This is a genomic window from Mesorhizobium sp. CA10 (assembly GCF_020165285.1).
Taxonomy (GTDB): Bacteria; Pseudomonadota; Alphaproteobacteria; order Rhizobiales; family Rhizobiaceae; genus Mesorhizobium.
This window is the reverse complement of the sequence record NZ_JAIUHV010000008.1, coordinates 235,535-259,620: the sequence shown is the minus strand read 5'-3', so window position 1 is coordinate 259,620 and position 24,086 is coordinate 235,535. Positions and strand designations below refer to the sequence as shown.

Sequence of the window (24,086 nt, the reverse complement as noted above, 5' to 3'; positions counted from 1 at the left end):
CAGGTGAATGAAAGAGGCCGCGTTGCGTCGCGGGAAAGACCCTTCCGGGCCTCCTCGTCGAGATCGGTAGATACTCTGCGGTCGCGGCGCGTCTGAAGCGCGGCAGCACCAAGGAGAGCCGAAGCAGACGACGACGATGGACGCGATGCGAATGGCCACGATTGCAGCTTTCCCGTGAAAACATGCTAGGATGGACTTCCGCGTTATTCAGTCGAACCGCTGGAACGATTTGCGGTGCTGCCAGTACATCCGTGGTCAGCGCCCTGCGTCGTTCCAGGGTTCAAACGAGCAAGCTGCCGCGCCGGACCGGCGCAACGCTTCGCTGTCGAAAATTCGGAAAGGATTGGCGCGGCTCCGACGGGGCGAAAGCCAAACTCAACCAAATCAACACTTTTTGTATGCGCCTCAATTGCGCTCAAAGCAAGACTTACACGTCTATTATTTTTTTTCCAGGTAAATAGAAATCTCGGGTCCGAGCCTGAAACAGCGGTAAATCGATTTCTAGGCGCTCGCCTAAAATCTTCGGATTATTTCACCCAAACATTTTTGAGCTTCCCCGGAATTATTTTTTCACTCCTATCGGCCACAACCAAAGCCGTCTACACGACGACAGGCTTGGCCAGAAAAAAGCCACCGAAAATCCGGGCACATAGCGGCTATATGGTCGTCCGGCCACCGCTTCCTCCGAGGCGTTTGCGTTAAAGGGTGAACCGCTACAGGTCACTCTCCGGACGCCACCTTGGGCTCCGCGCGAGATCCGCGACCCTCCGGCCGGGCCAAGCCGCGGATGGCAGGGCCGTTGAGCACCGTACCGTCCGGCGCGAACTGCGAGCCATGGCAGGGGCAATCCCAGCATTGCTCGGTCGAATTCCAGTGCACGATGCAGCCGAGATGGGTGCAACTGGCCGAATGCCGGTGCAGCTTGCCGTCGCGGTCGCGGCACACGGCGAACTTGCTCAAGCCGTCCTGCAGGATGCCGCCTTCGCCAGGCTTGAGGTCGCCGGCCGACTTGACCTCACCGGGCAGCAAGTAGCCGGCGAGGTTCTTCACTGTTGTAAGGTTCTCATTGACGTAGTGCGCGAGCGCGGCGGGCGGCTTCCGGTCGGGAGCATAGACGGCTTCCCATGGGTTCGATCCGGCCACGATCAGATCGCGGATCAGCAGTCCGGCCAATGCACCATGCGTCATGCCCTGGCCGGAATCGCCGGTGGCCATGAAGACGTTGCCGTTGCCGGGGCTTCGGCCGATGAAGCCGCAATAATCGATCGTTTCGAGAACCTGACCGGACCACCGCGCTCTTTCTCCACCAAGATCGGGTACCAATGCCCTGATCCATGCTTCAAGCGCGGCAAAGCGTGCCTCGCCGTCATCCGCTTCGCCCGATTTGTGATCGCGGCCGCCGGCGATGAGACAGTCCGTCTTGCCGGGGCCTGGATTGAGGCGGACGTAATAATAGGGATCGTCCATGTCCCAGTAGAGGGCATCCGGGAGGGTTCCCCTGGCGATGTCGAAAGCCATGGCATAGGTGCGGTAAGGCGCCATCTTGCTATGGATCTTGACCCATGTGTTGATCGGGGAATTGGTGGCAAACACCGCGTTCGAAGCCGTGACGGTGGAGCCGCCGTCGCATTTCAGGCGAACCTGCTCCCCCTCCTCGATCTCGACCACGGCACTGTCGGCGAATGCCTTGCCGCCTCGCTTCTCGAAATCACCCAGCAGGGCGCGCAAATATTTCAGCGGGTGGAAGGTGGCCTGTCCGGGGTAGCGCAGGATGGGCGCCGATTCATGACCCTTGAGCGGCACGCCTTTGCCATGCTCAGCCTCAGCGCCGATCTTTGCCGCAGCCGCATACTCCTTATTGCATTCTCTGGCGGCCTGCTTCTCGTCCATCCATGCGGCCGGGAAAAGGAAGCCGTCCAGCCGTCGGAAATCGCAGTCGATCTCCAGGCTGGCAACGTGCCGTTCGATGCGGTCGACGGCGGCTTGCTGGCTCTCCTGAAATCCGCGCGCCAGCGCCTCGCCGCGCATATCGATCAGCGCGCTCAAGCCATCGTCGCAGATCGGCGCCAGATGGGCGGTCGTGCGCGATGTCATGCCTCCGAGCAACGGGCCGCGATCCACGAGCACCACCTTGCGCCCTGCCAGCGCCAGTTCATAGGCAATCGAAACCCCGGCGATGCCGGCTTCAACGACGGCCACGTCGCAATGCTCGTCCTGCTCGAGGCGGGGCGCGCCGGGAAAGCTGGCGTCGAGCACCCAAAACGATCTGGTCGCTTCGCTGCTGACGTTCATCGCGCGCCCCGTCGAGACGATATCGGACGGCCGGCGGCCAATGCTGCGCAGCGCAGGTTGTAGGTCATCATGACCGGCTCCATCCTCGCGGCTAGGTGCTCTTGAGCGTTCCGTTCATCCCGTTCGGGTAAAAGCCGCCCTTGCTCACACCTGATTGGTCGGTCAGATAAACAATGCGCAGCACCTCCTGCGGGGTCCTTGTGAAGGCAATCGCATCCGGCGTCGAAGGAACGAAGTTGGCCTTGCCGTCGACATGAATGCCCTGGTCCTTGTCATCGGGCCCGTCGATCTTGTCGCGTGCGTCGGAAATCGCATTCGCCGCCTTCCAGGCCTTCTCGCCCATGCGATAGAGCGACGACCGCGCCATCCCCATGTGGTAGGCCTCGACCGCGAGGATTCCAGCCGCGGCTGCCAGGAATTCCTTGTTCTTCAGGACGGTTGCCGCACCGGCGTAGGCGGTGACGCCGACATCCTCGAACAGCATGCCGCCAAGCACGAAGTTCATCTGGTTGCCGAAGGGGTCGAAGTTGGCACCGAGCCCGGCCGCCTTGGCGACCGCGGCAAAGCCGGCATCAAAATCGATCGCCGGCCGGTCCACCGCATTCGACGCCAGGGTCTTTCGGTAGAACCTGACATGGGCAAGTTCATTTTCCGCGACTTCCCGCAAAAATTCAGCCAGTGCGGGTGTTTCGAAGGGAACCTTCTTGCCGCCGACGACGTCGCCGGGCTTGGAACCGGCATCTGAATCGTCGATGCCTTTTCCTGTGGTGCCCCGGAGGTAGTATTCGGCCTCCATATATTCCAGGTTCAGCGCGAACCGGAAAATGTCTTCGTCCTTTATGTCATCCTGTGCGAAAGCAGGCGAAACGGGGGCGACGCCGGTCGCTGAAGCGAGCGTCGCTCCAAGACCAATTTGCAATGCGCCGCGGCGAGAAACATGAAGTGAAGGGGTGGCATGGATCATAGCTTCCTCCCGAAGCCCGCCATGAACCGGTGTGGCCTCAAACGAGCGGGCCGTCCTGTCAACTCCGCCAAACGCGGAATGTTCCTGAACCGAGCCGGTATGGTTGTGGACCCGGGCGATTCGATGGGCGTGCCGGCGTGACTCCCGGGCTGCGGTTCCTCTATAGGACGAGCTTCACGTCCGACGCCGGATCCATTTCATGGCCCTCCTCCCCTCTCTCCGCGCCGCCCTCCCCAACGCCACCATCTGGGACGCCGCCGAGCTCGCCTCGCGCGATCCTGGCTTCGACACCCGCAATTTCGGCGCCTCGGCTCTGGTGCGTCCGCGCGATGTCGAAGAGGTCGCGGCGCTGGTGAAATTCTGTTCGGAGCGTGGCATCAGTCTTGTCGCGCAGGGCGGGCGCACCGGGCTGGCGGGCGGAGCAGCCACTTCCCAAGGGCAGGTGATCTGCGACCTTGGCGGGCTTAACAGAATAGAGGACATCGATCCGTTCACGCGCGTGGCGATCGTGCAGGCGGGCGTGACGCTGGGCGCGCTGCAGGAGGCGGCAGCCCAGCATGGGCTCGACCCGGGCATCGACCTTGCCGCGCGCGGCAGCGCCACTATCGGCGGCATGGTTTCCACCAACGCCGGCGGCATCATGGCCTTTCGCAACGGCACAATGCGCCACCGCGTGCTTGGCTTGGAGGCCGTGCTGCCGGACGGGCGGTTGTTTTGCGATCTCACCCGGGTGCTGAAAACCAGCGCAGGCTACGATCTGAAGCATCTCTTCATCGGCGCGGAAGGCACGCTCGGCATCGTCACCCGCGTGGCGCTGCGGCTCGATCCGGTGGCCGGGGCGAGTGCCACCGCGCTTGTCGGCGTGCCGAATGCGGCCAGCGCCCAGCACATCGTGCGGCATTTTTTGACCTCGACCAGCGCGAGGCTCACGGCCGCCGAGATCCTGTGGCGTAATTTTGCGTCCCTCATGCAGCAATCGCTGAACTATGCCTCGGGCAGCCTGCCGCTCGATGCGCCCTGTCTGCTGGTGCTGGGCCTAGGCGCCAACTCGATCGAGGCGGCGAGAAGCGCGCTCGAGGGCGGGCTGGCGGCGATCTGGGAAGAGGTCGGCATCGTCGACGGGTTGGTCGCGAGCTCCGAGGGCCAAGCCGCAGCGATGTGGCGGCTGCGCGAGGAGACCGTTGAGATCGAGCGCGCGCACCCTATGGCGCCCTCGTTCGACGTCTCCGTGCCGGCCGGCGCGCTGGACGCCTATGTGGCGCGCATCGAGGCGGGGCTGAAGAAGCTCGACGCCTCATATGCGCCCTATGTCTACGGCCATCTCGCCGACGGCAATCTGCATATCTCTCTCAATTGCGAAGGGCCGGTTCCACATGAGCGGCATGAGGCGATCGAGGACGTGCTCTATGAGGGGCTGCGCGAGGCCGGCGGTTCGTTCTCAGCTGAGCATGGGGTGGGGCTGGAGAAACGCGAGGCCTATGAGCGGCATGCTGATCCGGTGAAGCGGGATTTGGCGAAGGCGATCAAAGAGTTGATCGATCCGGGCAATGTGATGAATCCGGGGAAGGTCGTGGGCTGAGTTTGGCGGGGGAGCGCGAGGGGCTAGAGCGAACCTGCCTGTGTCGCAGCCCCTCTCCGGTCGCTTCGCGATCACCTCTTCGCTGTCGCGGGCCAGAAACACTACTCGCACTGGCGGCGCGGGCCGCCGTCGAAGGGCTGGTAGGTGTTGTCCTGCGGATCGTAGGAGCGGTAGCGGCTGAAGCAATCGTCGATATGGGCGGCCGAGATCTGCCGGCCCTGTGCCCGCACGGCCCCGGCCTCGGGCGAGATCTCTTCCGGCGGGCCGCCATAGGTGGTGACGTAGCCGTCGACCGACGGCGCGTAGCCTTCCATCTCGGCCTGGTCGTCGCTCGTCTGATCATCGGCCGCGGCGGTTTGCCGATCAGTCCCGACGGCTTGGCCACCCTGGCCTTGCCGATCGTTTGAGCCGGTCGAGGCGGTGCGGTCGCCCATCGCGTCGTAATAGGGTGAGATGCAGGGGCGCAGCTCGCCGCTGTAGGAGCGGTAGCTGTTTTCTGCCGGACGGTAGCTGCGATAGCGGGCCGAGCACCATTGCAGATGAGCCACGGGCAATTGCTGCTCGGCCTGCTGATCGGCCGGAGCCGGCTGGGAAGACTGGGTCGCGTCAGGCTCGGCCACGGGATGGTTCGGCTGGGCGGTCGTGGGCTGCAACTGCTGTGGCTGCGCGGGTGCGGTCGGCGCCGCGAGCGTCGCCGTCTGCACTGCGCTGTCGGTCTTGGCCGGCTCGCCCGCTGGGGCGGGCGCGACGGCAGCCTGCTGGGCGGGAATGCGCTGAAGGTTCTGCTTTTGCGGATCGACCGGCTGAGCGTCCTTGGTCCAGAGCTCGGAAACGCCGATCGCCGGGGTCGCCTGGCGCACTGGCTTGGCGGCGAGCAGCCAGGTGGCGAAGGCGAGCCCGCTGGCGAACACGGCAAGGGTCAGCACGAAGCCGCCGACAATTCCCAACAAAGCCTTCATCGCTGATAGAATGCGAGGCGCGGAATCCGGTTCCCACAGCAAGAGGGCGATGTTGCGACCCGGCGGTAACAAACGAAGGGCCCCGCGTGCTCCGGGGAGGAGCACGCGGGGCTTCGAGAGGATCGCTAGGTGAACCCAGCTGGGGACTAGGCAGCTAAGGGACTTTACGATGATCCAAACGGATCGATGACAGTGTCGCGCCTTTGGTGCGACGCCGCATCGTGCAAACAGAGGAATAAAAGCAGGTCGTTCACATGGCAGTCCCACGCCTCGGACTCGCAGCCGGCGGCGGCCGGTCAGGCCCGGCAGATTGCCCCCAAACGAGACGGCGGGGCCGCGCTTGAGCGGCATGCGGGCGCTCAGCAGTCCGCCACTACCTCCCTGTAGCTCCTCGCCTTGCCGTCCTGGCCGCGAATGCGCCAGGTTCCATCCTCGCAGCCCTCGATATGGCTCGACGCCAGCGGCACCTTTCCGCCGCCCTCCGGCAGGTCGATGACGTAGGTCGGGTTGCAGATGGCGGAGAGCCGCCGGCGCAGCTCGGCCACCAGCGCCTGGCCTTCGGCAATCGTGGTGCGGCGGTGCGCCATGCCGCGCGCGAGGTCGCCATGATGCAGGTAATAGGGTTTTACGCCCAACCGATACATCAGCTCACGGCAAAGCTCTTCCAGCACCTCGATTCGGTCGTTGACGCCTTTCAGCAGAACGCTCTGGTTGAGCAGCACGAAGCCCGCCTGCCGCATCGCCCTGCAAGCGGCCTCGGCCGCCGGCGTGAGCTCGCGCGGATGGTTGAAGTGCGTGACAACCGTCACCATCAGCCGGCCCTGCAGCGCCTCGACCAAGCCGGAGGTTATGCGCGACGGCAGCACCACGGGCACGCGGGTATGGATGCGCAGAAGCCTGAGATGCGGGATCGCCTCCAGCCGGGCGCGGATTTCAGCCAGTGCGTTGTCGGGCAGCGACAGCGGATCGCCACCGGTCAGGATCACCTCGCGGATTTCCGGGTGCCCGGCTATGTAGACCAGCGCCGGCTCCAGCGCTTCGCTTGTGTAGCCGCGGCCGATCGAGGTCAGCGATTCCTTGCGGAAGCAGAAGCGGCAATAGACCGCGCATTGATAGGTCGGGAACAAAAGCACGCGGTCGGCATGGCGGTGCGTCAGGCGCGGCACCGGGCTGAAGGCATGATCGCCGATCGGGTCGTCGAGCTCGCCTTCGGTGGCGACGAGCTCGCCCGGCGACGGGATCACCTGTGCGCGGATCGGATCGTTGGCGTCGCCCCAGTCGATCAAGTCGAGATAGGGTTTGGGCACGCGCACCTTGTGCGCCGCCGCGGCTTCTTGCATGACGGCGCGCTCGGCGGCCGAAAGCGGCAGCGAGGCGAGGTCGCGGACATGGCGCACGCCGGCGCGGACTTCGGCTTGCCAGGCGGCGTCGGGGGCGGCCGGCTGTTTGAGATTAGTGGTCATTGCGGTTCTCTGGTTCGCCGTCCCTATCGGCCGGATGGTCGATGTGGTCAACCGCATACCGCGTTACGCCGTGTTGGGAACTTGGAACTCTCACCGCTTGAGCTTCGCAATCGCCTCCGCCGTCACCGGCGTGAAGCAAGCAGCTCGGCGAAATCCTCGGTGTAGACCGTGAGCTTGATGCCCGTGACTGTCTCGTAGAAGTCGACGAGCCGCTTGCCGCAAGGCATTCAACTGCCGCAAGGCTAGATATCGGCGTAGATCTCCAGCACATTGCCGTCGGGATCCCGAAAGAACAGCGTGCGGTGACCCCAGGCCCGGTCGGTCGGCCCACTTTCGATCGCCACGCCCTTCTCACGCAACGTCTCGGCGCATTGGTCAACCTGGCTAGGCGTCACCCGGAAGGCGAGCTGCATGGAGAGCGCGCCCGCCGGGGTCGGCAAGTCGTTGAACATCACGCCGCGCTCAGTGAGCGCCAGGAGGCACGAGCCGACCTGGTAGGCGATCCAGCTCTCGCCCAGGCTGGAATGGACGCGAAAGCCCATCACGTCCTCGTAGAAACGCCGCATCTCCTTCATGTCGCGGGCGAAGAGGACGGTGTAGTCGATATTCCTGATGTTTTTCAGCGCATTCATTTGCGGAATCCTTAGTCTGGCGCCGCGTTCCGACGCGGCGTGATTGTCGATGCGCTGCCTCATTATACTGGTAGCAAGGTGGTACAAGATGAGCGGCGCTGCTAGTAGCGTCGCCACCCCCTTCGAGGCACGAGCATGCTGGAACAGACCACCGAGATGGATAGGCGTAAGGAACTCGGCCGCTTCCTGCGCGCCATGCGCGAACGCGTCGAGCCGTCACGGCATGGCATCCGCACCGGCACGCGACGGCGCGCAAGCGGGCTGCTGCGTGAGGAAGTCGCGCTGCTCGCAGGGATCAGCGCCACCTGGTATACGTGGCTAGAACAGGGCCGCGAGGCCAATCCTTCCGCGCAGGTGCTCAATGCGCTCGCCGACGTGCTGGACCTCGTGCCTGTGGAACACCAGCACCTGTTCAAGCTCGCAAAGCCGGAATGGCGGCCTGAGGCGACGCCGCTCGACGGCCCCTCGCCCGATCCTCGCATTGTCGGATTGCTCGCCACGCTCTCGCCCAACCCGGCCTATGCGCTCAACCGCGCCTGGGACTTCATTGCCTGGAACGACGAGGCGGCGGATTCGTTCGGCGGCTTCGATCAGGACGATCCCGCAAGGCGCAACCTGCTGGCGCGGTTCTTCCTCGATCCCGCCTGGCGCGGCCTGTTCGCCGACTGGGAAGTGGTAGCTCGCTCGGCGATCGCGCAATTCCGCGCCGCGACCGTCGAATAAGCGTCTGCTGCCGACATCCGCGCCGTGCTCGATCCACTCAAGGCGCTGAGTCCCGACTTCGCGCGCCAATGGGCCGAGATGCGGGTCGAGGAAGCGCCGATCTGGTCGAAGCGGATGGTCGGTCCGAGCGGCGAAATCAGGGTCTATGATTATTTTATGCTGACGGCCGTGGGCGTGGGCAAGGAGATAACGCTGAGCCTTTATCGGAAGCGTGGATAAGGAGCTCCCCGTAAAACGGGGAGAAAGACGCTGCCGCAATCGACCAGCGCCCTCCTTTCATGCAATCTCCTCCGGCGGCGATCATGGGGAAATGATCCGCCGCCGAGGGAGGATTGCCATGACCGACACGCCAGCGGCGCTGCCGCGCTATGAGGATGCCGTTGCGCAATTCCGCATCGAGGACGAGATCGCACGCCTCCACGGCGATCCGGCGACCGGCATCAACGCCTATGTCGAATGCTGCGGCCGCTATACCGGCGAAAACCGGCTGGCGCTGCGCGCGATCTCGGCTGCCGGTGAATTGCGTGAATACTCCTTCGACGATCTGGCCGACATGGCGGGCCGCGTCGGCACCCTGCTCAAAGGTCTCGGCGTGCGCCCTGGCGACGTCGTCGCCGGCATGCTGCCGCGCATCCCCGAATTGGTGGCGCTGATCCTCGGCACGTGGCGGGTCGGCGCGGTCTACCAGCCGCTGTTCACCGCTTTCGGGCCGAAGGCTATCGAGCATCGCCTGAACTACAGCAAGGCGAAGCTGGTGGTGACCAACCCCGCAAACCGCGCCAAGCTCGACGAGGTGAAAAACCGTTCGCGCATCGCCACCATTCTTGGCCCCGGCGATGCCCTCACAGCAGGCGACGTCGATTTCCGCGCGGCGCTGGAGGGCGCCTCTCCCGATTGCGAGCCGGTCATGCGCAAGGGCACCGACCTGTTCATGATGATGTCGACCTCCGGCACGACAGGACATCCGAAGGGGGTGCCGGTGCCGCTCAACGCGCTGCTTGCCTTCGGCGCCTATATGCGCGACGCGATCGGGCTTCGGCCCGACGACATCTTCTGGAACATCGCCGATCCCGGCTGGGCCTATGGGCTCTACTACGCCATCACCGGGCCTTTGCAGCTCGGCATCGCCACCACCTTCTACGAAGGCGCGTTCAACGCCAAATCGACCTACGACATCATCGAGCGTCTGGGCGTCACCAGCCTGGCCGGCTCGCCGACAGCCTATCGCCTGCTAATGGCGGAAGGGCCCGAGGCCGCGGCCCGCGTCAAGGGCAGGCTGCGCGTGGTGAGCAGCGCCGGCGAGCCGCTCAATCCGGAGGTGATCCGCTGGTTCGACGCGCATCTTGCAGCGCCGATCCACGATCATTACGGCCAGACCGAGAACGGCATGATGGTCAACAACCATCATGGTCTGGCGCATACGGTTCGCGCCGGCTCGGCCGGCTTTGCCATGCCCGGCTACCGCATGGTGGTGCTGGACGAGGCAGGCAACGAACTCGGCCCCAGCCAACCCGGCGTGCTGGCGGTCGATATCGCCAACTCGCCGCTGCGCGGGTTCGACGGCTACCACCAGGCGGAAACGCCGGCGATCGCGGGCGGCTACTACCGCACCGGCGACACAGTGGAATATGAGACGGACGGCTCCGTCTCCTTCATCGGGCGGGCCGACGATGTCATCACCTCGTCCGGCTACCGCATCGGACCGTTCGATGTCGAAAGCGCGCTGATCGAGCATCCGGCGGTCAACGAGGCGGCCGTCGTCGGGGTGCCCGATCCGCAGCGCACGGAGATCGTCAAGGCATTCGTAGTGCTGGCGCCCGCCTTCAAGGGCAGCGAGGCGCTGGCCGAGGAACTCGCCCAGCATGTGAAGAAGCGGCTGTCTGCGCATTCCTATCCGCGCGAGGTCGAGTTCGTCAGCGAACTGCCGAAGACACCGAGCGGCAAGATCCAGCGGTTCTTGCTGAGGAAGGCCGAGGTGGAGAAGCGCAAGGCGGAATAAAGATTTGGCTCTCCATGATTTCCGCCACGCAAAAGCCGCCAAGTCGGGCGATGGCTCCCAAGGGCTTTGATCGCTAATTTGGGGTTGCAGCATGCGGTTGATCTTGACGCTTCTCATTGCGCTGGCGGGCAACGCGGCATATGCCGCCTCGCCGGAAGATGATTATATCGTCGCGCGCGACAAGGCGATCGCCGATATGACCGCGCAGGAAAGCGCCAATACGGCGATCGAAACTATCGATGCCCAGAACGAGAAGGCGCTGGCCGACCTCCAGCAGCGCCTCGCCGCCATCCTCGGTCCGCTCTCCGTCAAAGGCTTTCCGGCGACCGGTACCATCAATGTTCAAAGCCTCAACGCTTCCGATATCGGCTACGGCATGCTGGACGGGCTGCGATATGCGCAGAGCGACGACGGCCCAAGCATCGTCGCCTCGACGCGCGGGTTGACCGAGCGCTGGCTCAAGTCCAAATCGTCCGAAGCGGAAGCGGATTTCAAGCTGCCCGCCGACATCGGAGCGGCGTTGAAGCTCGACAGTTTTTATACCCAAGCCATCGGCAGCGACGCGGCATTCTCGGGCACGCTCGACTTTTCGCTGAAGAAGCCCGTCGGCGCCGATGCGGTGGTCGCGCGGCTTGGCGGCTGGACCCAGGACGTCGGACCGATCTACGATCAGCACGTCGTCGTGGCGGTCGTCAAAGGCGACCGCGTGCTGATTGCCGAGGCACCCGCCTCGCCCGCCGTGCCGAAGATCGCGGCCTGCGATTCAATCTGGGCAGCCGCCGACGCCGCCGCGCAGAAAGCCCAGCAGGCCGACCAGGGTTCGGACCAGGACGATCCGCAGGTCTCCGATCCCGCCAACGCCGCCTGGGAAAAGGGCGACGCCGACTACCGCGCCTGCATGGCCCAGCGCCTGCCCGGCGACCCGTCCTTCCCGGCGCTGCTCAAGCAGGCGCAGGACCTTGCCGACGACATGGCTGGGAAATAGTCCGCCAGGGCAATTCCAGGAAAGCGCAGCGGCTCTCGAAGTGGAGCGGTTTCAAACCATAGAGATAGAGCGGGCCGGCGCTGTCGAAGCCGAGCCGCTCGAAACCCTCAGCCTCCGTTCGCCCGCATGTTGCGCCGAGAAACGCGCCGCGCGACGGGGCGCGCCGCTTCCGCGATGATCCCGTTGGTTTGAGGCGCGGCATCCATGCGCGACCTTGCGTCGGTCACCCGATGCAGGCGCTCGTAAGGCAGCAATTCCCGGATGCGGGCGTTGAGCGCTTCGACTTCGGCGCGCAAATCCTCGCATTCCTGCTTCTGGATATCGAGCTGGATCTGCTCCGACGCCTGCTGCAGCGAAAGCCGTGAGAAATTGGTGCTGACCTCGGACAGGTTCTTCTTGTCGGCTTCGCTCTCGTCCTTGAGAACGGCGAGCCTTTTCTCCGCAATCTGGCGTTCGGTGACGGCGTCGTTCAGCTGCGCCTTTAACCTGGTGATCTCGTCCGTGGCTTCGCCATTGTCGGTCGAGACCTTGTCCAGACGCGACTGCAGTTCCTGGATCTCGGCACGCAAACCGCGCATTTCCGCGTGGCTGCGTGCCAATTCGGCGGTGCTGTCGCTCTCGGCGATCCGCGCCGCCTCGATTGTTTCGGCAAGCCTGGCCTGCGCTGCCTCGAGCGCTTTCTGCAGCCGGGTTTCTTCCTTTTCGTGGTTGCCGATTTGAGCCATCAGCTCGGCGATATGGGCGGTTTCGCTGGCGTGGGTTGCCGCGAACTCGTCGAACTTGTGCCGGGCCTCCGCCTCGCGCTTTTGCGCCTGCTCCAGATCGACCGAAAGGCCGACCTGCTTTTCGCGCAGCAGCTTGTTCTCGGCGCCGCGCCTGTCGACTTCGACGGTCTTGGCCGTCAGGGCTTTGACGATCTCGCCGAACTCCGTCTCGCGCCTGGCGGTCTCATTGCCCATCTCCACCAGCTCCAGGCGCACCGCCGCAAGCGCCGAGCGCAGCTGCTCCCGGTCCTGGACGAGGCTCGCCTCGCGCTGCTGCCACGCTTCGGCCGCGCCGTCGCGTTCGCGCTGCCGGCGGGCGGCGTCAAGCAATTGTTCCGACAAGGTCTTGTGTTCGGCGGTGAGAGCGAGGTTTGCCAGCTCCAGCTCGTTGGAGCGCAACACGTCGCGATGGAAGACGTTGAGGACTTCGCGCGTCATATGATGCGCAGTGGCGATCTCCGCCAGCTTTGCCTCGATCTCCTGCAGATGGCCCTGCCCGTCCCGGAAAAGCCCGGTGACGGCCTCCAGGGCGGCCAGCCGCGTCTGGGTATGCGGTGTCAGCCGCGATGCCGATGCGTCGGACGGCTCTTCGGCCGGCGGATTCTCGTCGCTTGCAACCAGTTCCCGACCGGCGACGGCGTCGTCTTCCGACGGCGGCTGTTCGTCATCTTTGAGAACGTCCTCGAACGCCTCCGCCAGATCCGATTGGAGTTCCTGAAATTCCTTATCGACGTCCTCGGCCCGCTTGATCAGAGACTTGAAATTCATCACGGCACATCCCTTACGCTCGACGACACATCTTTTACGCTCGCCCCCGGGCGTACTTAACGAATTACTAATCTATCGCGTTACCTTCCGTTCGGGAAGCCTGTGCAAAGGAAACCAAAATTAAGGTTATCGCCGGTCCCAATCTGATGCGGATCCGCGCTAGGTGAGCCCCTCTCCCGTTCCTAACATATGTTAGCTTTCTCTCCGGATAGGTGCTGAAAGCATGCGCAGCAGAAGGGAAAGACAGCGAGCTGCTTGTCATCATTCAGATGAGCGATGCGAAGACTTCTGGACGGAAAAAAGAAGCTCCCGCCGTATAAATTTTCTCTTCCTCGGCCGCCCATGATCGATCGAGTGGAGTTGCTTGCGCGAGCATCCGGTTGCCGTGGCTCTATGGGAGTCGACGCGGGAGGCGGATGGGCCGACCTCCCGCGTCGGTGCATCAACTCTTGATGTCGATGCGCTTGACCTGCGACTGCGCCTTCTCGCTCTTCGGCAAGGTGACGGTCAGCACGCCGTTCTTGAAGCGGGCATCCACCTCGTCTTCCTTGACCTCGTAGCCGACCGGGATGCGGCGCTCGAAGCGGCCGTAATAGCGCTCGGAGAACTGCCTATCCTTGTCCTCCGTCTCGGAGCGCTTCTCGCCTCTCAGCGTCAGCACGCCGTCGTCGAGCAGGACCTCGATGTCTCTCTGTTCGAGGCCCGGCACCTCGGCCATCACCTTGATCTCCTTCTCGCCGTTGGAGATCTCGACGCTCGGCCAACCGGCGCCGAGGGCGGAGACACCGCCAAAAGACGGCAACCGGCTGTCGAAGCCGCGGAAAACGTCGTCAAACAGGCGGTTCACCTCGCGATGCAGCGACAGGAACGGATCGCGCTCACTGTCGCGGAATATGCTTGGAAGCTGGTTGCCGTTGCTCCGGCCCCAGGGGATCAGATCACGGACACTCATGGTTTGCTCCTTTCTGTTCATCGGCTCGAAAAGCACCTACGCGCCGGGCAGCGCCCGGCGCATAGCGCGGATGCGCTCACAAGAAGCCCTCAGGCAGCGTGCTTCTCGCCTTCGATCTTCTTTGTCGTGCCTTTGAGCGTTGCCTTGTCGGCCGCGATCTCGATCCGCCGCGGTTTCATCTCTTCTGGAATTTCGCGCTTCAGATCGATCGTCAGCAGCCCATTGACCAAGCTGGCGCCAACGACCTTGACGTGGTCGGCAAGCTCGAAGCGGCGCTGGAATGCACGGCCGGCGATGCCACGATGCAGGTACTCGCCCTTGTCCTCGCCGGCTTTCTGGCCAGAGACCATGAGCATGTTCTGCTCCTGGGTAATGGCCAGTTCGTCCTGCGAGAACCCAGCCACCGCCATACTGATGCGGTAGTCGTCGTCTGCGGTCTTGGCGATGTCATAGGGTGGCCAATTATCGACGGTCTCGATCCGGCTCGCCGTCTCGAGCGCGTTCAGCATTCGATCGAAGCCGATGCTCGACCGGAACAGGGGACTGAAGTCAAACGTGGTTCTCATAGCTACATCCTCCATTGAGCAACATAGATACGAGGGGCGCCAAGGAAGCGGCGCCCCTTGACCTTGCCGGTCTCTCTCAAGCACCGGCGTAATCGATCTGGGAATTCAACACGGGCACGTCAAGGCCCCGCTTCGAAGCAGCCTTCAGGTCGTGAAAGTCAGTCCCTTCGTCTGCATGCAGGCAGGCAAATCATGAGTTGGAGGCGGCCGCACAACCACGACCGCCTCGGGGAGCTGATCTTCAATGGATCGCGATGATCCCGTCGATGGCCCGCCATTCCGACGCCCTGATGAGTCGATGGTGAGCGACACGGACAGAATGCAAGGCGCCAGCTAGCTCGCGCTGCCAAAAGCCCAGAAAGCCCCTCAGCGCCGGGAAATCCGGGGCAAGATCATAGTCCTGCCAGACGTAAAGCTGGAGCAGGCTGGGATGGTCGGGCAGATGATAATGGATCTCGGCAGTGGTCAAGCCATAGCCATTCATCTGCAAGCGGAATTCCCTGCTGACCACCATCGCCTTCGGGCCCTCACGCGCTCAGCCGGTCGACCACCTGCCGGTGGTCGTCATCGGCAGGGCCGCTGGGCGGCGGAGCCAGCGCATCAAGCCGGCGCAGCGCATCCATGATGTCGTCGAAGGAGACAGGCCGCTCGGTGCCCGGCGGCTGGCGCAGCGCCGGCATCGATTCCACGGCGCAAGCATCGGACGCCCAGGACGAAAGGATCGCCCGCTTTTCCCATATGTCGAGCGAGCCGTCTTCCAGCACATCCCGCGGGTGCTGAAAATGCCTGGCCGGCGACAGCAGCCGGTCGAGCGAAAGGTCTGATAGTTCGGGAGCTAGGGAAGGAATGATCGGCGAAAGCGTCTGTCGGTCCATTTCTGTCCTCCGTCTCCAAAAACTCCTTGCTTCGGGTTCCAATTTCTCAGCGGTTCCGGCGCTGCCGGGCGCCGATAATCTTGTTCAACTCAGTCGCGAATTCAAGCCTCTTCGTTATCGGAGCGTTATCGGAGCGGTCCAATTTACCGCATGTTTTCAGCGCGCTAGCACTCAACGGTCGAGAGTGCCAAAAAATTTGCGGTACCCCCTTGAAAGTAGATGAAGGCAAAATTAGCTCGACATGCGCGCGATGCCGAAAGGGTCGCGCGAGCCCCGCTCCGGTCCTGCCGGTCCGGAGCGGAGGAACTGCTCGCAATCTGTTTGTCCTGAAGGAGAACGATATGACGTTCCGTCCATTGCATGACCGCGTGCTCGTGCGCCGCATCGAGGCCGAAGAGAAGACGGCCGGCGGCATCATCATCCCCGACACTGCCAAGGAAAAGCCGCAGGAAGGCGAAGTCATCGCCGTCGGGCCAGGCGCCCGCGACGATAGCGGCAAGCTCGCGCCCCTCGACGTGAAGGTCGGCGACCGCATCCTGTTCGGCAAGTGGTCCGGCACCGAGATCAAGCTCAATGGTGAGGACCTGCTCATCATGAAGGAAAGCGACGTGATGGGTGTGATCGAGCAGGCCGCGACGCTGAAGAAAGCCGCCTGACCGGGGCTTCGATAGAACCGCAACCCAGTCAATGAAAGCTGCCTAAACAAGGAGTGATCCAATGGCTGCCAAGGAAGTCAAATTCCATTCCGACGCCCGCGAGCGCATGCTGCGCGGCGTCAACATCCTCGCCGACGCGGTGAAGGTGACGCTCGGTCCGAAGGGTCGCAACGTCGTCATCGACAAGTCGTTCGGCGCGCCGCGCATCACCAAGGACGGCGTCACCGTCGCCAAGGAGATCGAGCTCGAGGACAAGTTCGAGAACATGGGCGCCCAGATGGTCCGCGAAGTCGCTTCGAAGACCAGCGACATCGCCGGCGACGGCACCACCACTGCCACCGTGCTTGCCCAGGCGATCGTTCGCGAAGGGGCTAAGGCCGTTGCCTCGGGCATGAACCCGATGGATCTGAAACGCGGTATCGACAAGGCGGTGGATGCTGTCGTCGCCGAACTCAAGGTCAACGCCCGCAAGATCACCAGCAACGACGAGATCGCACAGGTCGGCACCATCTCGGCCAATGGCGATGCCGAGATCGGCCGCTTCCTGGCCGAGGCTATGGAAAAAGTCGGCAACGAAGGCGTCATCACCGTCGAGGAAGCCAAGACGGCCGAGACCGAGCTGGAAGTCGTGGAAGGCATGCAGTTCGATCGCGGCTATCTCTCGCCCTATTTCATCACCAATCAGGACAAGATGCGCGTCGAGCTCGAAGAGCCCTATGTGCTGATCCACGAGAAGAAGCTCAGCAATCTTCAGGCCCTGCTTCCCGTGCTCGAAGCCGTGGTCCAGTCCGGCAAGCCGCTCCTGATCATCGCCGAGGATGTCGAGGGCGAGGCTTTGGCCACACTGGTGGTCAACAAGCTGCGCGGCGGGCTGAAAGTCGCCGCCGTCAAGGCGCCGGGCTTCGGCGACCGGCGCAAGGCCATGCTGGAGGACATCGCCATCCTCACCGGCGGCACGGCCATCAGCGAGGATCTCGGCATCAAACTGGAGAACGTCACGCTGGAGATGCTCGGCCGCGCCAAGAAGGTCGCGATCGAGAAGGAAAACACCACCATCGTCGACGGCGCCGGCAAGAAGGACGAGATCCAGGGCCGCATCACGCAAATCAAGGCCCAGATCGAGGAGACCACCTCCGACTATGATCGCGAAAAGCTGCAGGAGCGGCTGGCCAAGCTCGCCGGCGGCGTTGCCGTGATCCGCGTCGGCGGCGCGACGGAAGTCGAGGTCAAGGAGAAGAAGGATCGCGTCGACGACGCGCTGCACGCCACGCGCGCCGCGGTAGAGGAAGGTATCCTGCCCGGCGGCGGCGTTGCCCTGCTCAGGGCGGCCAAGGCGCTCGACACAGTCGCCGTCGACAACCCGGACCAGAGATACGGCGTCGATATCGTGCGGCGCGCGATCGAGGCTCCGGCGCGCCAGATCGCCGAGAACAGCGGGTCGGAAGGTTCGATCATCGTCGGCAAGCTGCGCGAGAAGACCGAATTCGCCTATGGCTGGAACGCCCAGACCGGCGAATATGGCGACCTCTACAAACAGGGCGTCATCGATCCCGCCAAGGTCGTGCGCACCGCGCTGCAGGATGCGGCCTCGGTTGCCGGACTGCTCGTCACCACCGAGGCCATGGTGGCCGAGAAGCCGAAGAAGGAGGCCGCTCCGGCCATGCCGGCCGGCGCCGGCATGGACTTCTGAGACGCCGACGGGAGCCCGCTTCTGGCAACGGGAGCGGGCGTTTCGAAACGCACGATGGGAGGCCCTTATGGATATGATGAGCGGCAATGGCTCGGTTCCGGCACCGACGCGCCCGGCAAGCGAATTCCTCGCTTATGAAGCCGAATGTCGAAGCGCATTGAAGCCGTTGCTGGCAGACTTGCTCGACACGGCCGAATCCGCCGGATGGAACCGGCGGACCGTCGCCTCAACGCTGATGTTTCTTGCCGCACAGCACGTGTCGGCCACCGAAACATCCGCGGGCGGCTAGCGAAGTCGGGCCTCGCCTCCAAGGCGGGGCCCATGTGACTGCGAACGGACGAGGATTGCCATGATTGCAGGACGATTGCGCGAATGCCTGAGAATCTTGCGATGGGAAGCTGCCGACGTCGCCGAGGAACTTGGCTGGCCCAGAAACGACGTGACGCGCTGGCTCGAGGGGCGCGCGCCGGTGCCGCTGGCGGTCGCCGCCTGGATCGAGGCCCTCGCTAAGGCACACAAGGCGCTGCCCCCGCCGCGCCTTAACCGACAGAATTCAGCGACGCACACGCCGGCAGGCCCGGTGGTTGTGCAGGCGTTCAACGGCGTAGGCCAGCCGCGACCGCACGGCGTCGTCCTGCAACCACCCTACCCGCGCCGACATGTGCTGGCCGGGACGACCGGCCTTCGCCCGGGCGCCATGAGCATCCACTCGAATGAGGGTTCTGACCATGAACCACGACCGCTTTGAAGAGCCTGTCACCATCCTTGTCGGAATAGGTTTGCCGGTCCGGCTCGAGACCGTGATGGAAGCCTATGCCCTGCTGCAGGATTGGCCGGCCGCGAGCAGGAGCAGCGCGCATGCGATCGCGCTCAATTCCTGCAAAGCCGGCATTGCCGGCGAGATCGACGCGGAAACGGTGCGGGCAACCCTTGTTGCTTTCGCCCGCCGCCACGATATCCTGGCGCCGGACCTGGTTTCTCTGGCGCCTGCGGCGCTGGCAGGGAGCGCATCCACAAGCAACAATGGCTGAAAATTTGAAACCCGGCGCCTGCTGGCGCGGCGGACAACGCAACGAGCGCAGGAATTCTGAATGACGACGGACACCAAGGCAAAGGAAACCAGGACATTCGAGGCGGACGTCTCGCGGCTGCTGCACATGATGGTGCACTCGGTCTATTCGGACCGAGACGTTTTCCTGCGCGAGCTGATCTCCAATGCGGCGGATGCCTGCGAGAGGCTGCGCTTCGAGGCGGTGAGCCGGCCAGAGCTTCTGGGCGACGATGCCAAGCCGCGCATCACGATTGCCGCCAATCCGGACAACAAGGAGCTTTCGGTCGAGGACAACGGCATCGGCATGAGCCGCGACGAGATGGCGGAGGCGCTGGGCACGATCGCGCGCTCCGGCACGCGCGCCTTCATGGAGCGCGTCGAGGCCGGCAACGCGGCGGAAGACACGCAGCTGATCGGCCAGTTCGGCGTCGGCTTCTATTCCGCCTTCATGGTCGCAGACCGGGTCGACGTCATCAGCCGCCAGGCCGGCAGCAATGAGGCTTTCCGCTGGTCGTCCGACGGCAAGGGCACCTACGAGATCGCGCCAGCGCCGATCGAGGCAGCACCCAAGCGCGGCACGCGGGTGGTGCTGCATCTGATGGAGGACGCCTCGTCCTACACCACGCCCTATCGGCTCGAGGGCTTGGCGAAGTCGCAATCCGGGCATGTGCCGGTGCCGATCACATTTGTCGAAAAGCCCGGCGCCGAACCGCGCGACATTGCCGACGGCACGGCGCTTTGGGTGCGGCAAAAGAGCGAGATCAAGCCGGAGGAATATACCGACTTCTACCGCAGCATCGCCGGCCAGTATGACGAGCCAGCCTCGACCATCCATTTCCGCGCCGAGGGCCGGCAGGAATACAGCGTGCTCGCCTTCCTGCCGGGATCGCGGCCGTTCGACCTGTTTGACCAGGACCGCAAGGGCCGCATGAAGCTCTATGTGCGGCGCGTCTTCATCACCGACGAAGCCGATCTGCTGCCGCGCTACCTGCGCTTCGTGCGCGGCCTGGTCGATTCCGCCGACCTGCCGCTCAATGTCTCGCGCGAGATGATCCAGGAAAGCCCGTTGCTCGCAGCGATCCGCAAGGGCGTGACCAACCGCGTTCTCGGCGACCTCGCCAAGACGGCCGAAAACGATGCCGAAGCCTATGCCAAAATCTGGGAAAATTTCGGCGTCGTCCTCAAGGAAGGTCTCTATGAGGATTACGAGCGACGCGAGCAGCTGCTGAAGCTTGCCCGCTTCCGTTCGACGACCTCAGGCGAAGGCTGGCGCAGCCTTGCCAACTATGTCGCAGCGATGAAGGAAGGACAGAAAGCGATCTTCTTCATGGCCGGTGACGATCGCGCCCGGCTCGAAGCCTCGCCCCAGCTCGAAGGTTTTCGCGCACGCGGCATCGAGGTGCTGCTCCTCACCGATCCCGTCGACAGCTTCTGGGTGACGATGGCGCCGGAATTCGACGGCAAGCCGTTCAAGTCGGTGACGCAGGGCGCGGCCGAGCTCGCCGATATCGCGCTGCCCGAAGATGCGGCGAAGCCCGACGCGGAGACGTCGTCGGATATCGCCGCCTTCCTGGCTTTCGTGAAAACGACGCTTGGCGAGGAGGTTTCGGACGTGAAGTCCTCCGACCGGCTGACCGAAAGCGCCGTCTGCCTCGTCGCGCCGGAGCATGGCCCGGACCGCCAGTTCGAGCGGCTGCTCAACGCCGCCGGCCGGCTCGACAAGGCGGCCAAGCCAATCCTCGAGATCAACCCGCGCCACGAGCGCGTGGCGGCGCTGGCAAAGCTCGGCGACGACGAGAAGGCGTTCAAGGAAGACGCCGCGCATCTGCTTTACGACGAGGCACGTGTGCTCGACGGCGACAAGCCGGCCGACGCCAAGGCGTTCTCGGCGCGGCTTGCGCGGCTGATCGATCGCGGGCTGGCGAGGGGTAAGCGCCGGCGCTCGCCCGACAGGGGGAATGCGCCGCCGCCGATTGCGTAGGGTCTTGCCCTACCCCCTCAGCCCCGGCGCTTCCTGGCCGGTGCGGGCGACATATTCGGTGTAGCCGCCGCCGTAGATGTGGACGCCGTCGGGCGTCAGCTCGAGCACGCGGTTCGACAGCGCCGCCAGGAAATGGCGGTCGTGCGAGACGAACAGCATCGTGCCTTCATATTGCGATAGCGCCTCGATCAGCATCTGCTTGGTGGTTATGTCGAGGTGGTTGGTCGGCTCGTCGAGCACCAGCAGGTTTGGCGGATCGAACAGCATCAGCGCCATCACCAGCCGGGCCTTCTCGCCTCCGGAAAGCACGCGGCACTTCTTTTCGATCTCGTCGCCGGAAAAACCGAAGCAGCCGGCCAAAGCCCTGAGCGGCGCCTGGCCGGCCTGCGGAAACGAGTCCTCCAGCGTCTGGAAAACGGTGCGCTCGCCATCGAGCAGCTCCATGGCGTGCTGGGCGAAATAGCCCATCTTGACGCTCGGGCCGCGCGCGACGGAGCCTTCGTCCGGCTCGGAGGCGCCGGCGACCAGCTTCAGAAGCGTCGACTTGCCGGCGCCGTTGACGCCCATCACACACCAGCGCTCGCGGCGGCGGATCTGGAAGTCGAGGCCCGAATAGATATTGCGGCTGCCATAGGCCTTGTGGATGCCCTTCAGCGTCGCCACGTCCTCGCCGCAGCGCGGCGCCGGCTGGAATTCGAAAGTCACGGTCTGGCGGCGCTTCGGCGGTTCGACACGGTCGATCTTGTCGAGCTTCTTCACCCGGCTCTGCACCTGCGCCGCATGGGAAGCGCGCGCCTTGAAACGCTCGATGAAGGCGATCTCCTTGGCCAGCATCGCCTGCTGGCGCTCGAACTGCGCCTGCAGCTGCTTGTCGGCCAGCGCGCGCTGCTCCTGGTAGAATTCGTAATTGCCGGAATAGGAGGTGAGCGCACCGGCGTCGATCTCGATGATCTTGGTGACGATGCGGTTCATGAACTCGCGGTCGTGCGAGGTCATCAGCAGCGCGCCGTCATAATCCTTGAGGAATTTCTCCAGCCAGATCAGGCTTTCGAGGTCGAGATGGTTCGACGGCTCGTCGAGCAGCATGACGTCGGGCCGCATCAGGAGGATGCGGGCGAGTGCCACGCGCATCTTCCAGCCGCCGGAAAGTTTTGAGACGTCGCCGTCCATCATCTCCTGGCTGAAGCCGAGGCCGTCCAACACCTCGCGCGCCCGGCCATCGAGCGCATAGCCGTCAAGCTCCTCGAAGCGGTGCTGCAATTCGCCGTAGCGCTCGATGATCTGATCCATGTCGTCGGCGCGGTCGGGATCGCCCATGGCGTGCTCGAGCTCGCGCATTTCGGCGGCGACCGCGCTGACCGGCCCGGCGCCTTCCATGACTTCGGCGACGGCGCTCAAGCCGCCCATATCGCCGACATCCTGGCTGAAATAGCCGATGGTGACGCTGCGATCGACCGAGACCTGGCCCTCGTCCGGCTGCTCCTGGCCAATGATCATGCGAAACAGGGTCGTCTTGCCGGCGCCGTTCGGGCCGACCAGCCCGACCTTCTCGCCCTTCTGCAAGGCGGCCGAGGCTTCGATGAAGACGATCTGTCGGCCGTTCTGCTTGCCGATATTTTCGAGACGGATCATGGGACGGTCCGGGAAACTGCGCTGACGTGGCGGGGATTTGCCCGGGGCATTACGCGAATGCGGGCACGAGGGGAAGAGGCAGAAGCGCCGCATGCCGCGCTCGGTGTATTCCCTTTGTGGCAGAACCCAGCCGAGGTAAAATTGATTCGCGTCGCCGACAGATCGAGCGCTTAGTGCTGGAGCCAACCACTTGATGGGCTCTGGCAAGGGAGGTCAACCATGGCCATGTACCTGACGCGCTTCAGCTACACGCCCGAGACATGGGCGCGAATGATCGAAAACCCCGAAGATCGCCGCAAGGCAGCCAGCTCATACATAGATTCGGTGGGCGGAAAGCTGCACGGGTTCTGGTACGCGTTCGGCGAGCACGACGGCTGGAACCTGTGGGAAGCGCCGGACAATGTTTCTATGGCGTCCGTCGTGCTCGCCATCGGTGCCGGAGGGGCGCTCAGCTCCTGCGAGACCACCGTCCTCCTCAGCGTCGAGGAGACGATGGACGCGCTGGGCAGGGCGAAATCGATCCGTTATCGGCGGCCGGGAGCGTAGAAAAAACGCCGCCTCGGGGAGTGTCACCTCGCGTCATGGAAGATGATGCCGAGCGTATGTCGCCTGCCCGAGCGCAGGCGGCTAACGCCGTGGCGCAGGTTGACGCGATAGTAACCTCGCGTGCCCTCCACCGGCCGGTTGTGCACGGCGAAGATTACCGCATCGCCGCGCTTGAGCGGCACCACCTCGGCGCGGCTTTGCATGCGCGGGCGCTGCTCGGTGAGCACGAATTCGCCGCCGGTGAAATCCTCGCCGGGCTCGGACAGCAGGATCGCCACCTGCAGCGGAAAGGCAAGCTCGCCGTAGAGATCCTGGTGCAGGCAGTTGAAATCGCCGGGGCCGTATTGCAGCAGAAGCGGCGTCGGCTTTACCTGGCCCTGATCGTGGCAGCGTTTCAGGAAGGCGGCGTGCTCGGCCGGATAGCGCTGGGCAACGCTCATCTTCTCGTTCCAGTCATTGGCGACCGTGGCGAGGCGCGGGTAGAGCGCGGTGCGCAGTCCGTCGATCAGGTCCGGCAGCGGATATTTGAAATACCGATATTCGCCCTTGCCGAAGCCGTGGCGCGCCATCACGACATGGCTGCGGAAATGCTCTTCATGCGGGTAGAGCGCGGCGATATCGGCGCATTCTTCCGCCGACAGCATGCCGGGCATGACGGCGCAGCCGTGGGCGTTGAGGTCAGAGACCAGCGCGCGCCAATCTTGTGCTGCGACGCGGGATTCGGCGGAGCGACTGGCGCGTTTGGTGTTGAGGGAATGGATGGTCATGGCTTGGCTCCTTCGCTTGGTGTCAAAGTGGGGCGAAGGATGAGCATCGGCCACCCGATTCCTGCGGGGGTGGGCGCCGGCTTTCCCTTCTCCCCTTGTGGGAGAAGGTGGCGTCGCGCAGCGAGGTCGGATGAGGGGTGCTGGAAGGAATGAGGCGGCGGCGATTTCAATCTTATCGCCAAGCTGGAACACCCCTCATCCGTCTCGGCGCTAACGCGCCGATCCACCTTCTCCCACAGGGG

At 64.0% G+C, this 24,086-nt stretch carries 24 protein-coding genes; 12 read left to right on the top strand and 12 right to left on the bottom strand.

Annotated elements, in window-relative coordinates; all coding sequences use genetic code 11:
* Nucleotides 1-720: 720 nt before the first annotated feature.
* Nucleotides 721-2,292 (bottom strand): FAD-dependent oxidoreductase, encoded by a 1,572-nt coding sequence (locus LB535_RS18720; protein ID WP_224633243.1) that lies wholly within the window; start codon nucleotides 2,290-2,292, stop codon nucleotides 721-723.
* A 91-nt stretch (nucleotides 2,293-2,383) separates the two neighbouring features.
* On the bottom strand, nucleotides 2,384-3,256 hold the full coding sequence (locus LB535_RS18715; protein ID WP_224633242.1) for a ferritin-like domain-containing protein: 873 nt from the start codon (nucleotides 3,254-3,256) through the stop codon (nucleotides 2,384-2,386).
* Between the two features lie 199 nt (nucleotides 3,257-3,455).
* Here LB535_RS18715 and LB535_RS18710 point away from each other — a divergent pair, with 199 nt between their 5' ends.
* Nucleotides 3,456-4,835, top strand: coding sequence for an FAD-binding oxidoreductase (locus LB535_RS18710; protein WP_224633241.1), 1,380 nt, complete (start codon nucleotides 3,456-3,458; stop codon nucleotides 4,833-4,835).
* Between the two features lie 101 nt (nucleotides 4,836-4,936).
* Here LB535_RS18710 and LB535_RS18705 read toward each other — a convergent pair whose 3' ends face one another.
* The 3 genes from LB535_RS18705 to LB535_RS18695 form a co-directional block, all read right to left on the bottom strand.
* Complete coding sequence (locus tag LB535_RS18705; protein ID WP_318012313.1) at nucleotides 4,937-5,794, bottom strand: BA14K family protein; 858 nt, start codon at nucleotides 5,792-5,794, stop codon at nucleotides 4,937-4,939.
* 359 nt (nucleotides 5,795-6,153) lie between these two features.
* Nucleotides 6,154-7,257 carry a KamA family radical SAM protein gene (locus tag LB535_RS18700; protein WP_224633240.1) on the bottom strand — a complete coding sequence of 368 codons (1,104 nt, stop codon included), beginning with the start codon at nucleotides 7,255-7,257 and terminating at the stop codon, nucleotides 6,154-6,156.
* Between the two features lie 242 nt (nucleotides 7,258-7,499).
* The gene (locus LB535_RS18695) at nucleotides 7,500-7,889 is read right to left on the bottom strand and encodes a VOC family protein (RefSeq protein ID WP_224633239.1); all 390 of its coding nucleotides are present in this window, start codon (nucleotides 7,887-7,889) and stop codon (nucleotides 7,500-7,502) included.
* 135 nt (nucleotides 7,890-8,024) lie between these two features.
* Between LB535_RS18695 and LB535_RS18690 the strand changes: the two genes are divergently transcribed.
* From LB535_RS18690 to LB535_RS18675, 4 genes are all read left to right on the top strand, one after another.
* On the top strand, nucleotides 8,025-8,612 hold the full coding sequence (locus tag LB535_RS18690; RefSeq protein WP_224633238.1) for a helix-turn-helix transcriptional regulator: 588 nt from the start codon (nucleotides 8,025-8,027) through the stop codon (nucleotides 8,610-8,612).
* 24 nt (nucleotides 8,613-8,636) lie between these two features.
* Entirely contained in the window at nucleotides 8,637-8,831 is a 195-nt protein-coding gene (locus LB535_RS18685) for a hypothetical protein (RefSeq protein ID WP_224633237.1), read from the top strand.
* A 118-nt stretch (nucleotides 8,832-8,949) separates the two neighbouring features.
* Entirely contained in the window at nucleotides 8,950-10,611 is a 1,662-nt protein-coding gene (locus LB535_RS18680; RefSeq protein WP_224633236.1) for an acyl-CoA synthetase, read from the top strand.
* A 91-nt stretch (nucleotides 10,612-10,702) separates the two neighbouring features.
* The gene (locus LB535_RS18675) at nucleotides 10,703-11,596 is read left to right on the top strand and encodes a hypothetical protein (protein ID WP_224633235.1); all 894 of its coding nucleotides are present in this window, start codon (nucleotides 10,703-10,705) and stop codon (nucleotides 11,594-11,596) included.
* Nucleotides 11,597-11,703: 107 nt separating this feature from the next.
* On the opposite strand, the gene LB535_RS18670 is transcribed toward LB535_RS18675, so the two are convergent.
* From LB535_RS18670 to LB535_RS18650, 5 genes are all read right to left on the bottom strand, one after another.
* Nucleotides 11,704-13,128, bottom strand: coding sequence for a hypothetical protein (locus LB535_RS18670; protein WP_095767142.1), 1,425 nt, complete (start codon nucleotides 13,126-13,128; stop codon nucleotides 11,704-11,706).
* 442 nt (nucleotides 13,129-13,570) lie between these two features.
* Nucleotides 13,571-14,080 (bottom strand): Hsp20/alpha crystallin family protein, encoded by a 510-nt coding sequence (locus LB535_RS18665; protein ID WP_224633234.1) that lies wholly within the window; start codon nucleotides 14,078-14,080, stop codon nucleotides 13,571-13,573.
* Nucleotides 14,081-14,169: 89 nt separating this feature from the next.
* Nucleotides 14,170-14,646 (bottom strand): Hsp20 family protein, encoded by a 477-nt coding sequence (locus tag LB535_RS18660; protein ID WP_140846972.1) that lies wholly within the window; start codon nucleotides 14,644-14,646, stop codon nucleotides 14,170-14,172.
* A gap of 241 nt (nucleotides 14,647-14,887) precedes the next feature.
* Nucleotides 14,888-15,160, bottom strand: a complete 273-nt coding sequence (locus tag LB535_RS18655; protein WP_224633233.1) for an usg protein — start codon at nucleotides 15,158-15,160, stop codon at nucleotides 14,888-14,890.
* Nucleotides 15,161-15,173: 13 nt separating this feature from the next.
* Entirely contained in the window at nucleotides 15,174-15,521 is a 348-nt protein-coding gene (locus tag LB535_RS18650; RefSeq protein ID WP_224524793.1) for a hypothetical protein, read from the bottom strand.
* A gap of 341 nt (nucleotides 15,522-15,862) precedes the next feature.
* Here LB535_RS18650 and groES point away from each other — a divergent pair, with 341 nt between their 5' ends.
* From groES to htpG, 6 genes are all read left to right on the top strand, one after another.
* Complete coding sequence (gene groES / locus LB535_RS18645) at nucleotides 15,863-16,177, top strand: co-chaperone GroES (RefSeq protein ID WP_224633232.1); 315 nt, start codon at nucleotides 15,863-15,865, stop codon at nucleotides 16,175-16,177.
* 61 nt (nucleotides 16,178-16,238) lie between these two features.
* Complete coding sequence (groL, locus tag LB535_RS18640; protein ID WP_224633231.1) at nucleotides 16,239-17,867, top strand: chaperonin GroEL; 1,629 nt, start codon at nucleotides 16,239-16,241, stop codon at nucleotides 17,865-17,867.
* A gap of 67 nt (nucleotides 17,868-17,934) precedes the next feature.
* Nucleotides 17,935-18,156: a hypothetical protein gene (locus LB535_RS18635; RefSeq protein ID WP_095767137.1), complete on the top strand. Its 222-nt coding sequence runs from the start codon at nucleotides 17,935-17,937 to the stop codon at nucleotides 18,154-18,156.
* Between the two features lie 60 nt (nucleotides 18,157-18,216).
* Nucleotides 18,217-18,615: a helix-turn-helix domain-containing protein gene (locus LB535_RS29080; RefSeq protein WP_224607347.1), complete on the top strand. Its 399-nt coding sequence runs from the start codon at nucleotides 18,217-18,219 to the stop codon at nucleotides 18,613-18,615.
* Nucleotides 18,581-18,898 carry a DUF982 domain-containing protein gene (locus LB535_RS18630; RefSeq protein ID WP_411969586.1) on the top strand — a complete coding sequence of 106 codons (318 nt, stop codon included), beginning with the start codon at nucleotides 18,581-18,583 and terminating at the stop codon, nucleotides 18,896-18,898. The genes LB535_RS29080 and LB535_RS18630 overlap by 35 nt, the downstream gene beginning before the upstream one ends.
* Nucleotides 18,899-18,958: 60 nt before the next feature.
* Entirely contained in the window at nucleotides 18,959-20,899 is a 1,941-nt protein-coding gene (gene htpG, locus LB535_RS18625) for a molecular chaperone HtpG (protein ID WP_224633230.1), read from the top strand.
* Between the two features lie 9 nt (nucleotides 20,900-20,908).
* On the opposite strand, the gene LB535_RS18620 is transcribed toward htpG, so the two are convergent.
* Nucleotides 20,909-22,531 carry an ABC-F family ATP-binding cassette domain-containing protein gene (locus tag LB535_RS18620; protein WP_224633229.1) on the bottom strand — a complete coding sequence of 541 codons (1,623 nt, stop codon included), beginning with the start codon at nucleotides 22,529-22,531 and terminating at the stop codon, nucleotides 20,909-20,911.
* A 219-nt stretch (nucleotides 22,532-22,750) separates the two neighbouring features.
* On the opposite strand from LB535_RS18620, the gene LB535_RS18615 reads away from it, so the two are divergent.
* Complete coding sequence (locus LB535_RS18615; protein WP_224633228.1) at nucleotides 22,751-23,077, top strand: GYD domain-containing protein; 327 nt, start codon at nucleotides 22,751-22,753, stop codon at nucleotides 23,075-23,077.
* A gap of 23 nt (nucleotides 23,078-23,100) precedes the next feature.
* Here LB535_RS18615 and LB535_RS18610 read toward each other — a convergent pair whose 3' ends face one another.
* Nucleotides 23,101-23,844 (bottom strand): 2OG-Fe(II) oxygenase, encoded by a 744-nt coding sequence (locus tag LB535_RS18610; RefSeq protein ID WP_224633227.1) that lies wholly within the window; start codon nucleotides 23,842-23,844, stop codon nucleotides 23,101-23,103.
* Nucleotides 23,845-24,086 lie beyond the last annotated feature (242 nt).

What these genes read in the sequence shown, in the direction of transcription:
- LB535_RS18635 (WP_095767137.1), top strand. Translation starts at nt 17,935, where the DNA reads ATGGATATGATGAGCGGCAATGGCTCGGTTCCGGCACCGACGCGCCCG.
- LB535_RS18650 (WP_224524793.1), bottom strand. Translation starts at nt 15,521, where the DNA reads ATGGACCGACAGACGCTTTCGCCGATCATTCCTTCCCTAGCTCCCGAA.
- LB535_RS18665 (WP_224633234.1), bottom strand. Translation starts at nt 14,080, where the DNA reads ATGAGTGTCCGTGATCTGATCCCCTGGGGCCGGAGCAACGGCAACCAG.
- LB535_RS18715 (WP_224633242.1), bottom strand. Translation starts at nt 3,256, where the DNA reads ATGATCCATGCCACCCCTTCACTTCATGTTTCTCGCCGCGGCGCATTG.
- groL (WP_224633231.1), top strand. Translation starts at nt 16,239, where the DNA reads ATGGCTGCCAAGGAAGTCAAATTCCATTCCGACGCCCGCGAGCGCATG.
- LB535_RS18670 (WP_095767142.1), bottom strand. Translation starts at nt 13,128, where the DNA reads ATGAATTTCAAGTCTCTGATCAAGCGGGCCGAGGACGTCGATAAGGAA.
- LB535_RS18655 (WP_224633233.1), bottom strand. Translation starts at nt 15,160, where the DNA reads ATGGTGGTCAGCAGGGAATTCCGCTTGCAGATGAATGGCTATGGCTTG.
- LB535_RS29080 (WP_224607347.1), top strand. Translation starts at nt 18,217, where the DNA reads ATGATTGCAGGACGATTGCGCGAATGCCTGAGAATCTTGCGATGGGAA.
- LB535_RS18680 (WP_224633236.1), top strand. Translation starts at nt 8,950, where the DNA reads ATGACCGACACGCCAGCGGCGCTGCCGCGCTATGAGGATGCCGTTGCG.
- LB535_RS18690 (WP_224633238.1), top strand. Translation starts at nt 8,025, where the DNA reads ATGCTGGAACAGACCACCGAGATGGATAGGCGTAAGGAACTCGGCCGC.
- LB535_RS18660 (WP_140846972.1), bottom strand. Translation starts at nt 14,646, where the DNA reads ATGAGAACCACGTTTGACTTCAGTCCCCTGTTCCGGTCGAGCATCGGC.
- LB535_RS18630 (WP_411969586.1), top strand. Translation starts at nt 18,581, where the DNA reads ATGAGGGTTCTGACCATGAACCACGACCGCTTTGAAGAGCCTGTCACC.
- htpG (WP_224633230.1), top strand. Translation starts at nt 18,959, where the DNA reads ATGACGACGGACACCAAGGCAAAGGAAACCAGGACATTCGAGGCGGAC.
- LB535_RS18705 (WP_318012313.1), bottom strand. Translation starts at nt 5,794, where the DNA reads ATGAAGGCTTTGTTGGGAATTGTCGGCGGCTTCGTGCTGACCCTTGCC.
- LB535_RS18675 (WP_224633235.1), top strand. Translation starts at nt 10,703, where the DNA reads ATGCGGTTGATCTTGACGCTTCTCATTGCGCTGGCGGGCAACGCGGCA.
- LB535_RS18700 (WP_224633240.1), bottom strand. Translation starts at nt 7,257, where the DNA reads ATGACCACTAATCTCAAACAGCCGGCCGCCCCCGACGCCGCCTGGCAA.
- LB535_RS18695 (WP_224633239.1), bottom strand. Translation starts at nt 7,889, where the DNA reads ATGAATGCGCTGAAAAACATCAGGAATATCGACTACACCGTCCTCTTC.
- LB535_RS18610 (WP_224633227.1), bottom strand. Translation starts at nt 23,844, where the DNA reads ATGACCATCCATTCCCTCAACACCAAACGCGCCAGTCGCTCCGCCGAA.
- LB535_RS18710 (WP_224633241.1), top strand. Translation starts at nt 3,456, where the DNA reads ATGGCCCTCCTCCCCTCTCTCCGCGCCGCCCTCCCCAACGCCACCATC.
- LB535_RS18615 (WP_224633228.1), top strand. Translation starts at nt 22,751, where the DNA reads ATGGCCATGTACCTGACGCGCTTCAGCTACACGCCCGAGACATGGGCG.
- LB535_RS18720 (WP_224633243.1), bottom strand. Translation starts at nt 2,292, where the DNA reads ATGAACGTCAGCAGCGAAGCGACCAGATCGTTTTGGGTGCTCGACGCC.
- LB535_RS18620 (WP_224633229.1), bottom strand. Translation starts at nt 22,531, where the DNA reads ATGATCCGTCTCGAAAATATCGGCAAGCAGAACGGCCGACAGATCGTC.
- groES (WP_224633232.1), top strand. Translation starts at nt 15,863, where the DNA reads ATGACGTTCCGTCCATTGCATGACCGCGTGCTCGTGCGCCGCATCGAG.